Raw genomic sequence first — 13,456 nt, 5'->3', positions numbered from 1 at the left:
ATTCACATCAATGCCAAGCGTTAGGGCTGAACAAATTAGCACTTCATTAGGCAGCAAATAGCTTCTATGCTATTGTAAACTTACAACTTTTCTCGATTGGAGATTAGATTTATGCGTAAATGGTTAAATTCATTTCGTTTCTGGCTTACGTTTTTGGCAGTCAGCGTCGTTATTATTAATTTTACTCAACATGATGATTACAATATCCTCCTAGCCTTGACCAGCCCTGTAATGTGGTTAGCCATAAACTTTCCTGCTGTACGCAAGATCCCTTTTCCCACTTCCTTAATTTATGTCATAACCCTCTTATTTTGGTTTTTGATAGGCTTTGCGCTAGATAAAATGATACAAAGATTAAAATCAAAATAAAAAACCAGCTAATTCCCTGTAAAACAACAAGGTAACAGTTGGTTTTTCAAAATCAGTGCTTGACAATAGGCAAACGAAGCGGAGGAGAGCATAAACCACTTTAACAGCGGTTGAAGCCACTCTCTGTACCGTAGCCTCTTCTCGCATCACATTGTCAAGCACTGTTTATTATGTTGAGCCTACTTTAATTATAATTTCAACAAAAACTGCAGCATGTGATCACCTTGACCTGGTAAATATTCATGACCAAATTCATGGTATAACAGAAGTTCTTTTTCAGCCGTAATTTTGTTATATGCTGCGAATTGAGTTGAAGGTGGACAGATTGGATCGGATAAGCCCATTAGCCACAAAACCTTTCCCCGAATACGTTCTGCAAGATTTTGAATATCAATGTAACCTAATTTGTTAAATATCTCATCTTCTCGCTTATGATTGGGATCATATATCCGAAAAAAATAGGCTAGTTCCTCATAAGCAGAGGCTGTAAGGCTAGATTGCCACACCTTTTTATAATCACTTAAAAATGGATACACGCACACCGCTAGCTTCACTCGTGGCTCTAATGCAGCACAAGCTACCGCAAGCGCTCCACCTTGAGATACGCCCTGCACACCAATTCTGTTTTCATCCACATGTGCCATTGACATTAATATACGCACACATTGCACTGTATCTAAAAATACGTTTCGATAATATAAGCGATCTGGATCGCTATCCCCAAGTCCACGTACAACATGGCCGCGCAAAGTCATCCCTTGAACGGAAACAGTATCCTGAGAAAGCCCACCTTGGCCCCGACAATCTAGCGCTAACACCGTTATTCCATGTGCTGCTAGAGTCACTTTATCAGACCAATCTCCACTATCGACAGAGTAACCATGAAACTGCACTACACCAGCACCAGCAGAAGAACAGGTATCTGTACTAGCAGTAGCACCTTCGCCTGTCATAGGAGTAGACTTCACATATTTAGCATGGACTTTTGCACCACCTACACCTGTAAAATATAAATGATAGCATTCTGCAATTGGGCTTTGAAACTCCGCAGGCACAAGCTCATAATCCAACGATTGTTCGTCTAGCTCAGTTAAGGCTCGCTCCCAATATTGGTCATAATCATCTGGCTTTGGGCTACTCCCCTTGTATTGGTATAATTGCTCTAAAGGCATTTCTAAATTCATATCACAAAATAACCTCCCGAACTAAATCAATCCAAGCTCTGCATCCTCGCCCACTTGCTCGTGGTTTGCAATACAATACTCCACAATTTCCTGTACTGTTGTATAAGCTACACCAACATAAGTATCTGCCGCACCATAATAAATCGCAATTTTTCCAGTTTCCGCATCATGAAGTGTTGCACATGGAAACACGACATTATTTACAAACCCACGTTCTTCGTACCATTCTTCAGGAGTCAAAACAAAATTTTGACAGCGATACTTCACTTTAGAAGGTTCATTTATATCTAAAATAGCAACACCCATACTATACACAAACCCGTTACATGTTCCAGTTACCCCATGATAAAACATTAGCCAGCCTTCGGTCGTCTCAATGGGAGCAGGACCACCACCAATTTTAACGTTTTGCCACCAGCCATAACCACCTCTGCTCATCACATGCTTATGTTTACCCCAATACACAAGGTCAGGACTCTCACTTATAAAAATGTCACCAAACGGGGTATGACCGCTATCACTTGGGCGGGATAACATAATGAAGTTATCGTTTATTTTACGTGGGAACAACACACCATTACGATTAAATGGTAGAAATGGATTTCCTAAACGTACAAACGTTTTAAAATCTTTTGTTCTTGCCATACCAATCGCTGCACCATAAAAATCCGTACACCAAATGATGTAATACTCGTCTTCCACCTTAACTAATCTAGGATCATAAGCAGAACGGGGGTTAAAAGACTCCCCTTGCTCATTTACAAATTCAATGGGCTCCTTGTGAATGTTCCAATCCAAAGCATCTTCACTCCAGCCCAAGTGTAACTGAGGACGACTGTTAGGAGACTCGGCACGAAACACACCAACAAATTGATCCCCATACACATTTACAGCGCTATTAAATATTCTAGAAATCCCTTCCACAGGGTTGCGTTCAATCACTGGATTTTGCTGATGTCTCCATACAGGGCCTTGTGCTCCAGCTGGCTTTTCTTGCCATGGCATATTTTTTAAAGCTTCTCCAATAATTCGTACCTCTGACATTATAAAAACTCCCCTCATATTAAAAAATTACAATAGCTAGCCTTGTTAAGTAATTATTAACCTTTAGCGAAAGGTAATCATCATTGTGAAAAAGATAGTTCCAATCGAAAACGACACTAGAGAAACCTTAACCGCACTCTTCTTGCTAAATAGCAATACCAATAAAGTAGCTAACAAAGGGACTCCCCACAGAAAGTAAAGAACATACTTAGTTCCTGCAATTCCAGAAATAGCAGCAAGGCTAGGGATATATGAAAGTAAATTCAAATAAGTGATTAGTCCAATTGGAACCCAAATAAGTGAATATATGAAGCTTAAAACAATTAATAATTTATGCTTCACAATAAGTTTATGAATCTCTTATCACCTCCAATTATAACTTTAAGTTAATTTAATTTTGTCAGTGAAGTAATTAGTTAGGTTAAAATTAAGTTATCGTTAACTTACAATTTAATCATATAATGAATACGTTTACACGTCAATATGTTGTATACTACTTATTACATATAGGTTCACATCTCATTAAGATTTACTTAAATTCAACCTTGAATTATGGATCATCATTTAAATTATTGGTTGACAACATCCTAACTTTGCGAAGAGACAGAGGGATTCTGGAGAAGTGGAACGTTCATCTCTTAAAATCAGATTTCATCCATCAAGTAATCATTAAAATCTAAGGAATCTGGTTTTAACAATGATCGGAAGAACCCTCTGTCTTGTAGCCTTCCATCTCCATTATTGGCAACCACTAATTTTAGTTAGATCCTTAATTCAACTACACATACCTATAGGATAAATGGAGGATACATGATGAAAAATAACATTACGATGCGTGATATTGCAAACAAACTAGGGGTTAGTACGGTTACCGTTTCCAAGGCACTAAGTGATAAAGAAGGGGTAAGTGACGAGCTTAAACTAAAAATAAAGCAGCTTGCGGCGCAAATGGGTTATCGCTACAACACAACAGCAAAAGCGATGAAGGAAGGATTGTCCCATAATATCGGCGTCATTATTCCAGAACGCTTCACAGGACTAGCTCAATCTTTTTACCTGATCGTTTATAAGCAAATTTCATTGTTACTTGAGCAAGCCGGTTATTTTGGCATATTGAGTATTTTAAGTGATCAAGACGAGGAGCAATTGCAAATCCCCAAAATCTATGCTGAAAAAAAGGTAGATGGGCTTATCATTTTAGGTCAAATCAGCAAAGGCTACATTCAACTCGTACAAGAAATGGATTTACCAAAAGTATTTCTTGATTTTTATGATGAGCATTCAGATATTGATGCGATTGTGACAGATAACTTTTATGGAGCTTACGAACTAACGAATTATTTAATTTCACAAGGTCATACCAAAATTGCTTATGTAGGAAATATTAATTCCACTAGCAGTATACAGGATCGTTACCTTGGTTATTACAAATCATTGCTTGAACATAACATTAAGTTAGATGAGAACTTAGTTATATCTGATCGAGATGAGCGTGGAAAATACATCGAGCTTGAGTTGCCTAATTCTGATCTTCCTAATTCGCCTCAGAATATGCCAACCGCATTTGTGTGTAACTGCGATCAAATCGCTTACTTATTAATACAAAAGCTTAACAGCAAAGGTTATGCTGTGCCAAAGGATTGCTCCGTTGTTGGTTTTGACAATGATATATATGCCACAATTGCAACACCTCATCTTACTACGATGGAAGTGAACTTTGAGCAGATGTCGAGTATCGCTGTGAAATATATCATCGATAAGATCTCTTCCCCAAGTCTTAAATTGGGACGTGTGTTAGTGCAAGGCAACATCATCCACCGCGATTCTGTTCAAAATGTTAAGTAAATGTTAATTGTGGTTAGCCTATTAAATCGTTTATGATGATAATGAATTACAAATTCATCCAATCTATAAGATGCTTATTGATCCGACAGGAGGTCGAAGTAAAGAATGACAGCTGCAAACATTACGATTGTAGAATATGAGCCTAAGTATGCTGACTCCATTGCAGACATGTGGAATCAAAGCAATGAGAGCTGGGGTGGCGGAAATGTAGTACGTACAGGGCAAGACGTTCAGCGTGACGAGGCGCAAAATAAGCATTTACATGTTTTTTTAGCACTAGCAGGTGAGGAGGTTGTTGGCTACTGTAGCTTTAACTACTATCAAGAAGATGAAGGCGCGTTATATATTGCTTTACTTAATGTTAGACCTGATTTTCATGGACGTAAGGTTGGGAAGGCACTTGTACTTAGAGCAGTAAAGGCTACAATCGAGCTTGGTTGGCCAAGAGTAGATTTGTACACATGGCCAGGAAATACGAAGGCAGTACCCACGTATAAGAAATGTGGCTTCTTTTGGGAAAAAAGAGATGAGACAACCCATTTAATGAATTTCATTCCTACCGTTTTGCAGACAGAGGCTGTTCGTGCTTATTTTGATACTGCAGATTGGTATGCAGATGGGAAACGTGACCTTACTGTTCAGCCAGATGGGGAGCATATTAATGGGTTTGATTACTTCACTTATCATTGGGAGCATGATGGGCAGCTGCTTAAAATGGATTTTGAGCGTACAGGTCGGGGCATTCGTTTAATCGAAACTAACGATTATTTAATTAAAGCTGATATTCCTCAGCACAAATTACCTTATGGTACAAGCTATCCTATCATCTATACCATTCACAATAAAAGCGGAAAACCATTACAAGTATCCCTTGAAGGGATTTCTAATAAAAATATTCAGTTTGATTTGAACGAAACGATAGAAGTACAAGATAAAACCGTGATCGAAGGGCATTTCTTGGTACAGCCAATCCAGCAGGAAATTAATAAATGGCGTACGCATCCTATTGTCGAGACAAATGTTCTTATTAACGGTCTACAAGCAAGCTTTAAAACGGGGGTTTATCCTGTTTTTCCGATTAAGCTCACGATGGGCTCAGAGCAAAGCGAATTTTACTTAGGACAGCAAGTCACCTTCCAGCTTACGTTAGAAAATCATTATGATGAGGAGGTTGTCACTACTTTTACTTTACCTACTAATGATTTGATCGCTTTTGATGATCAAGTGTATACGCTAACGATTCCTGCCAAAGGACGTTATAGCCTTCCCGTACAAGGGTTAGTAACTCAATATGGGTTGTATACCGAACCTCTTCAGATCACAGTTCAGTTAGAAAATGAGCAAGCAAGGGTAGAAAGTGAGTTAACTACACTTGTTTATGGGCGAAGTGGTGTATTTTCTGGTGAAAATAGCCATCAATGGGTCATTGGTAACGGAAATCGCATAGCAAGCCTTAATCGCTATCAAAATGAAATCTCCATCATTGATGTGCGTCATAATCATGTTGTCGCAAGTTTACCTCTTGCCAAGCTAGGTCCACCCTTTAGCAATAAATACGATCAAAAACCTCCACTTGAGGTCAGCTTTAACGTAATGAGTGACAGCATTGTTCTGGAAGCACATTATGCGCTAGCAGGATATGACAATGTACAGCTTATTGCTTATGTAAGCCTTTATAATAATGGACTCGCAACGCTCTATTATCGAATTCATAACTTATCTCAGCAGGCCATTTCAGAAGCGCTGGAGCTAAAGGAAAAGTTTTATTTTAGTATAGAGAACTCAATTTTACCTTATAATCATCAATTTCTTGATCTTAGACAACCTCCTTATGCAAAAGATAGAAACTATTACAAAGCTGAACGCTTTACAGAAAACTGGATGTTCACGTATACGGATGCAGGAAGATATGGAATGAGTTGGCCAGAGCAATGTAGCTTGAAAAAGGAAGGTTATCAACATGCTACTCATCAAAAGATAGGTTCGCTACAAGCAGGTAGTTATGCCGATAGTGCCCCTTACATTTTTAGTGTAGGTACATTTTCAGAATGGGGAGAATTTAGAGATTATGTTCGTAAAACCCAAGTGCCTCCTTCTCCACCATTAAGTAAACCGATGGAGTATATTTTAAATGATGGGAATCCGTTTATAAGCGATACCCTACAAATAAAGTTATACGAACATAAAAAAACAAGCTTAACTGGCGCTGTTACGATAAGCTCGAAGCTTGGTAGTATTGCTACTCATACCTACCCTGTTCAGCTTGAAAACAATCCAAGTGAGATCCAATTTTCTACTAATCGTCAGAACATTGCTTGTGCTTCAACTTCTGATGGGGATACGGGAATGACAATGGATATCGTAGAAAGCACTTTGGACTTTGAAACCTTTCTATTACAAAAGCAATCCGTTATTTTCCCTATAGGTACGGAAGAGATTGTACAACAAGAAATTATAGAGCAAGAAAAACCAGTTTTGACTGTAAGTAATGGGAGCATTACAATTTCAGCAAGTTCCGATTATGCCCCTTCTTTGTTCTCATTACGCTATAAAGAGCAAGAATGGCTAGATGCTTCTTTTCCAAAAGTACAACCAAAAGCGTGGTGGAACCCTTGGCTTGGTGGAATTTCCACGCAACCTAACAATATTTCTCTCCTCTCACTAATGGAAGAAAAACGGTGGGCTGAATTTGCTAAGCTTCATGACAACAAAGGGAATGTGTGGACAGGCATTAAAATGACGATTTCGATTGAAAAAAATGAGATTTATAAGGGTCTTATTTATCATCAATATTTCTTATTGCTGCCAGGTGTTCCTGTTTTGGCTACCGTCATTGAAGTGGAGCAGCAGACTAATACTTCTTATCATCCTTTGTGTATGCTAACATGGAGCTATTTTAAGACAGCAGAGGAACTAGGTCATAGCCGAGTTTTATATCAAAATGACCAAGGTGACAATATCCAATATAAAGTGGGTACAGCGGATATGGAGTTTACCTTTGATGATGTGATCCACTATTATTCCACTGAAAGAGGGCAAAAGCTAACTTTAGTTAGCAAGCCTAATAAAGGAAACTGCTATAGCTATATTGATAATCAAGTGATTTCTTCAATTACGGGTCATGAGCATCAAGCCAAGCATGGCGCTCATTTTTTAACCAACCCACAATTTTATGTCCTAAATGAGCTAGAAGCATCAAAAGCAGCTTACGCTGATTTATTAAACATCACATTTACGCTCTCATAATCAATATTGGAGGTAAGGCAACTTGAAAATCATTGATGCTCATATTCATTTTTCAAATATAGCAAGCTTTCATGATACTGCAAAATCGTTAGCTCACATTGATTATTCTGCCCCTGGCTTAGCGGCAGAATTCCAGCAGGCAGGGGTGATCGCCGCGATTGGTATGGGGGTGACAGAAACACAGGAAGGTGGCTTCCCTGATCTAACAGCCAAAAATCCGATGGGACTTGATCTAAGTGCCCCCCTCCCTGCTAACGTTTTTACTTGTGTAGGCATTAATCCACATACACTGCATGAGGAAGGCCAATTGGTACAGTTAGAGCAAGCGCTACAGCAGAGCCATGTCGTAGGAATTAAGCTATACGCAGGATATTATCATTACGCTGTTCATGATCCCATCTATGATCCTGTGTATAAGCTAGCAGCAAAATATGATGTTCCCATCGTCATTCATGGTGGATTGACCTATTCTGATCAAGGTTTACTCAAATACTCACATCCACTAGCGATGGAGGAAGCCATCATGAAGCATCGGGATATTACGTTTATGATTTGTCATCTAGGTGATCCTTGGGTGATGGATACAGCGGCAATGCTTGAAAAAAATGAAAACCTATATGCAGATTTATCAGGCTGGATCGTTGGCGATGCGGCTAAGGTGCAGCGACTGATGAAGGAGCAGACATATACCGATCATTTCCGTCGTGCGCTCGTCTTTGCTGAGCGATATGACAAAGTATTGTTTGGCACAGATTGGCCATTGATTCCAGTTGGAGCTTATATTGAATTTGTTAAAAATTTAATTCCGGAACCTCATTGGGAAGAAGTTTTTTACTCCAATGCACTAAACGTGTTTCCGAAGTTAAAATCAAGGTTAGCTAATTTATAGGTTTAGCATATACGCTAACGACAGCCAATACGAAAGCAACATTAGCCATAATAGCAATAATAGCTACAATAAATAAAAGAATAAGCATCCAACTAGCTGGGGAAAAGCATCGCTTACATCACAATTAGTTGGATGCTTTTTTAAGATTTTAAAATCGCTTCGTCAAACCATACATCTTCATAGTCATCTGCAATTATAAATCGCCAGCCAGGACTAAGACCTAAATACTTCTCAATACCAGGCACCCACTCTTCAACATGTTCAACATGTAAAGGAACAAAAAAATCATCAGCTTGTGACATCTCTTCTCCTGCCCATATATACCAGCCCGTTGTACTATTTTCAGGCTGAATACGCAAGCCATGAATCGGTATTATCCCCTCCTTTACATTTAAAGATATTCCTACTTTTAAATGACTAGGAGCTTCACAAAAGGTAGCATTATATTTGGTGCACATTTGTTTTTGTTGATTTAAAGTATGCTCTCTCATCTAGCTAAACGTCTCCATTTCAGATTATTATTAATTCTTTAATCAGTTTATAAAAAGCCTTAAAATCAGTACTTGACAATAAGCAAACATAGCGGAGGGGAGCCACTCTCTGCATCGTATCTTCTTCTCGCATCACACTGTCAAGCACTGATCACTATATTGAGCCTTTAACAAAAATTAGTTTTATGTCATAAAGAAATGTGAATTCAATTATATTGTTATATAACAACAATAAAATAAAATAACAAACAAGCAATAAAAGGAGTGAGCTTGTTATGCATGTCGATATTGAAAATTGGAAGCAAGCCTTACAGAAGGAGCTTGAAGCTAACATTTTACCGTTTTGGTTAACACACGCCAAAGATGTTAAACATGGCGGCTTTATTGGGCAAATCAATCAGGATATGACCGTTGTTCACGACGCAAATAAAAGCCTCGTCCTTGCTGCTCGTATATTATGGACCTTTTCCGCTGCCTATCGCTTTACCGATAAACAGGACTATTTAAACATGGCGCACTACGCCTATACCTCCTTATTTGAGTTATTTGCAGATGAACAATATAGAGGTTTTTATTGGCTAATCGACTATAAAGGAAATCCAATAGAAGCCAAAAAACAGGTGTACGGGCAAGCCTTTGTTATTTATGCTTTGACAGAGTATTTTTTAGCTACGGGTTGCGAGGTTGCATTAGTTAACGGAATTGCTTTATTCCATTTGCTAGAACAACATAGCTATGATGCAGAGCACAGAGGTTACTTTGAAGCATTCTCAAGGGAATGGAGTGTAACGGACCATTTTTCATTAAGTGATAAGGACCTGAATGAGAAAAAATCGATGAACACCCATCTGCATGTTTTAGAAGCCTACACTCATCTTTATCGGGTGTGGAAATCTCCACTTTTAGGGCAAAAGTTAACTGAATTAATAGAAATTACGCTTCATCATATTATTAATCAAAATCATCATCACTTTTTACTATTTTTTGATGAGCAATGGAATAGCAAAAGCAATGCGATCTCATATGGCCATGACATTGAGGGCAGCTGGCTATTATATGAAGCTGCTCAAGTGCTTGGGAATGAAAAATTGTTGGCCAAAGTGAGAGGTATTGTCATTTCAATGGCGAATGCAACACTTCATGAAGGAGTTGACCAAGACGGTGGCATTTGGAATGAAGGTAACGAGCACGGCATAACAAATGCTAACAAGGATTGGTGGCCCCAAGCCGAAGCGATGGTTGGATTCTATAATGCCTTTCAGCTTACAGATGATCCACGGTTTTATGATGCTGCCCTAAACTCATGGCATTTTATTCAAAATTACATCGTTGATCCTGTACATGGAGAATGGGTATGGGGTGTTGACCCAAGCGGCAAGCCGTTGCCAAATGAACCTAAACTAAGCGCATGGAAATGTCCCTATCACAACAGTAGAGCGTGTATAGAGATGTTGCGCCGCTTATCCATCTCATGTGATGATGTAAGTAACTAGTTTTCTATATTTTAGAAAAAGTAAACTCTTAAAATGGAGGTTCTTCGATGGCAACTGTATTTGAACAACGTAAATATGTACTCAGTAATCATTATGAACAGCTTATATCACGTCCCAATCTCCCACTGACACTTAGCAACGGAGTATTTCAACGTTACGAGCATCCCATATTAACTGCAGCCCACACCCCTTTATTTTGGAGATATGATTTTAATCCTGACACTAACCCTTATTTTATGGAGCGTATGGGCATTAACGCTGTTTTTAATCCTGGCGCAATTGAGATTGACGGACGTTATTTATTAGCTGTACGTGTCGAAGGGGTGGATCGCAAATCATTTTTTGCTATTGCTGAAAGCAGTTCCCCTACAGAGGGCTTTAGGTTTTGGGACTATCCTATTGTAATGCCTGAGTGCGATCAGCCTGACATTAACATTTATGACATGCGTTTATGTAAACATGAGGATGGCTATATTTATGGACTGTTTTGCACAGAACGTAAAGACCCAAATGCGCCTAGTGGTGACCTTTCAAGTGCGGTTGCGGCTTGTGGGATTGCAAGAACAACCGATTTAAAGGAATGGGAGCGGCTAGATGATTTGATCACCCCTTCCCCACAACAGCGCAATGTTGTGTTACACCCCGAATTTATAAATGGACAATATGCTTTTTATACACGACCACAGGATGGTTTTATTAGTACTGGATCAGGCGGGGGCATCGGCTGGGGACTTGCAAAAAACATTGAGCATGCAGTTATTGAAAAAGAAATTATTATAGATGAACGTCAGTATCATACCATCAAGGAAGTAAAAAATGGGCAAGGGCCTGCCCCAATCCGCACACCAGAGGGATGGCTTCATATTGCGCATGGGGTACGAAATACCGCGGCTGGCTTGCGTTATGTGTTATATTCGTTTTTAACGGACTTGCATGAGCCGTGGCGTATCATTTACGCTCCAGGTGGGTATCTCCTTGCACCTGAAGACGAGGAACGTGTGGGTGACGTTTCCAATGTTGTATTTTGTAATGGAGTTATCGCTAGGGACAATGGTGAGGTCTACATTTATTATGCTTCGTCAGATACAAAAATTCATGTGGCGACAACCTCTATTAAAAAGCTGCTAGATTACGTAAAAAATACACCCCAAGACGCCTTACGCTCTTTTGCTTGTGTAGAGCAACGTAACTCTTTTATTCAAAGAAATTTATCTTACTTGCACAACAATCAATAAGACTCGAAGGTGCTAATGCCATTTAGAATAATATATCCTTGTCTTGTTTAAAATAATGTCTCCTGTGTGATCTGCTCTAAGGCATGACTTGATTCACGTGGGACAAGCTCAACGGATAACAATGTTTTTTCAAAGATTGTCGAGGAATTTGCAACACGATTTAACAGCTTGATGACAGCGACTTTACCAAGCTGCTCTTTAGGTACATCTACAGTAGTTAAGGTTGGCTTAGACAGTGCAGCATCAGCAATATTATCAAAGCCAGTGACGGTCATTTTCGCTGGAACCTGTACACCTAATTGAGTTAAAAGCTGTATCACTGTGAGCGCAATATGATCGTTTGCACAGATTAAGGCTGTAGGAAGCTTTCCTGCGGCTTTTTGTCTTTTAATCCAAAGTGTCACCTCTTCTTCATATCCACGACTATCAATATCACGTAGCTTTAACATGGGGTCATGACGATCCTGCGGAATAAGGTCGTGATCCTCTAGCACCTGTCGATAACCGATCCAACGATCGCGAAAGCTACTTGAAAAGGATGAATTACCTAAAAAGTGCAACTGGCGATGACCTAAACCGATAAGGTGATTCACTAGCATTGCCATTCCATCCATATTGTTAGCGAATATCGTGTCACATGGAATTAATTGATCTTCATGATCTACGAATACCATCGGTAAGTCCAATGCCCGCACCTCAAGTAAAAGTGAGGTTTCAATTTGCCCAACACCAATGATCCCTAATAAGCCTTGCGGATTCAAGGCACTTATAATGTGCTCTCCTTTAGACTCAGACATAATAATCATCCCTAGACCTTGGTTGTCGAGTTCCTGAGAGATCCCCTCCAGCACTTTGCCCCAATATAACGAATCCTTATTTTGAAAACGAATATTAGGCATTAATACAAGCACAGTCTTTTTACCTTCTAAATTCTCTGCCTCCATCAATCGCTTGGCAGATGCATATCTATTTTTTTGTGCAAAATAACCTAATTGACTTGCCGCTTCAATTACTCTTGCACGTGTAGCTTCATGTACACCTTCCTTGCCAGATAACGCCTTAGACACCACAAATTTTGATACGCCTAAATAATCCGCAATCTGTTGCATTGTAATCTTCTTCACTTCATATTCCCTCCGGCTCGGCTCAATCTCATCTAAAACAATCTAACACTTATTATATCAAACCGAACGGGGACAATGTAACATGCTAATTATTCAGCAGTCCCAAATAATGAAGCAACCCAATGTATACCTTGCTTAGACAACTTTTGAAGTAAATTAGCTGTTTTATCGGCAAACTTATCTACTGAAGGCTTAGTAGCTGGTGGTAGCAAAATATCTGCAGGTGCTGTTATTGTTGGTGCTGTAGAAGGTGGTGACTGAGCCTGCAGTTGCTGTCCTTGTTGTCCTTGCTGTACTTGTTGACCCTGTTGTACTTGCCCTAGTTGCCCACTTTGAGCCGTTTGCTCGGATTGCTGGTTTTGCTGGGTTTGAACTTGACCCTGCTGAACGTAATATTGTGGTGCACCATACGTATCTTTATTTCCCGACTCTGCTAGCTGCATGCCAAAGGTAACCCCTGCAACCAGCAACACACCATACAAAAACAATTTTTTTATGTCGTTTGACATCCCTTCCACCCCCAAAAAGTTATAAGT

At 39.4% G+C, this 13,456-nt stretch carries 10 protein-coding genes; 5 read left to right on the top strand and 5 right to left on the bottom strand.

Features of this window, described 5'->3' with window-relative positions:
• Positions 1-557 precede the first annotated feature (557 nt).
• Positions 558-1,553, bottom strand: a complete 996-nt coding sequence (locus J2Z32_RS04405) for an acetylxylan esterase (RefSeq protein ID WP_210087965.1) — start codon at positions 1,551-1,553, stop codon at positions 558-560.
• A gap of 21 nt (positions 1,554-1,574) precedes the next feature.
• Positions 1,575-2,597, bottom strand: coding sequence for a glycoside hydrolase family 130 protein (locus tag J2Z32_RS04400; RefSeq protein ID WP_210087964.1), 1,023 nt, complete (start codon positions 2,595-2,597; stop codon positions 1,575-1,577).
• Between the two features lie 813 nt (positions 2,598-3,410).
• Here J2Z32_RS04400 and J2Z32_RS04395 point away from each other — a divergent pair.
• From J2Z32_RS04395 to J2Z32_RS04385, 3 genes are all read left to right on the top strand, one after another.
• On the top strand, positions 3,411-4,442 hold the full coding sequence (locus J2Z32_RS04395) for a substrate-binding domain-containing protein (RefSeq protein WP_210087963.1): 1,032 nt from the start codon (positions 3,411-3,413) through the stop codon (positions 4,440-4,442).
• Between the two features lie 105 nt (positions 4,443-4,547).
• Positions 4,548-7,688, top strand: a complete 3,141-nt coding sequence (locus J2Z32_RS04390; RefSeq protein WP_210087962.1) for a GNAT family N-acetyltransferase — start codon at positions 4,548-4,550, stop codon at positions 7,686-7,688.
• Positions 7,689-7,710: 22 nt separating this feature from the next.
• A complete protein-coding gene (locus J2Z32_RS04385) occupies positions 7,711-8,577 on the top strand; it encodes an amidohydrolase family protein (protein WP_210087961.1) in 867 nt (288 codons plus the stop codon).
• A 140-nt stretch (positions 8,578-8,717) separates the two neighbouring features.
• Here J2Z32_RS04385 and J2Z32_RS04380 read toward each other — a convergent pair whose 3' ends face one another.
• Positions 8,718-9,068: an immunity protein Imm33 domain-containing protein gene (locus J2Z32_RS04380; RefSeq protein WP_210087960.1), complete on the bottom strand. Its 351-nt coding sequence runs from the start codon at positions 9,066-9,068 to the stop codon at positions 8,718-8,720.
• 275 nt (positions 9,069-9,343) lie between these two features.
• Here J2Z32_RS04380 and J2Z32_RS04375 point away from each other — a divergent pair, with 275 nt between their 5' ends.
• Together J2Z32_RS04375 and J2Z32_RS04370 are read left to right on the top strand one after the other, a co-directional pair.
• Positions 9,344-10,561, top strand: coding sequence for an AGE family epimerase/isomerase (locus tag J2Z32_RS04375; protein ID WP_210087959.1), 1,218 nt, complete (start codon positions 9,344-9,346; stop codon positions 10,559-10,561).
• A gap of 47 nt (positions 10,562-10,608) precedes the next feature.
• The gene (locus J2Z32_RS04370; RefSeq protein ID WP_210087958.1) at positions 10,609-11,796 is read left to right on the top strand and encodes a glycoside hydrolase family 130 protein; all 1,188 of its coding nucleotides are present in this window, start codon (positions 10,609-10,611) and stop codon (positions 11,794-11,796) included.
• Positions 11,797-11,843: 47 nt separating this feature from the next.
• On the opposite strand, the gene J2Z32_RS04365 is transcribed toward J2Z32_RS04370, so the two are convergent.
• Together J2Z32_RS04365 and J2Z32_RS04360 are read right to left on the bottom strand one after the other, a co-directional pair.
• On the bottom strand, positions 11,844-12,920 hold the full coding sequence (locus J2Z32_RS04365; protein ID WP_342453914.1) for a LacI family DNA-binding transcriptional regulator: 1,077 nt from the start codon (positions 12,918-12,920) through the stop codon (positions 11,844-11,846).
• Positions 12,921-13,009: 89 nt separating this feature from the next.
• Positions 13,010-13,429: a DUF3679 domain-containing protein gene (locus tag J2Z32_RS04360; protein ID WP_210087957.1), complete on the bottom strand. Its 420-nt coding sequence runs from the start codon at positions 13,427-13,429 to the stop codon at positions 13,010-13,012.
• Between the last annotated feature and the right edge of the window lie 27 nt (positions 13,430-13,456).

This window comes from Paenibacillus turicensis, assembly GCF_017873435.1.
Classification (GTDB): domain Bacteria; phylum Bacillota; class Bacilli; order Paenibacillales; family Paenibacillaceae; genus Fontibacillus; species Fontibacillus turicensis.
Note: the sequence above shows the minus strand (reverse complement) of the source record. Positions and strands in the feature narration are given on the sequence as shown.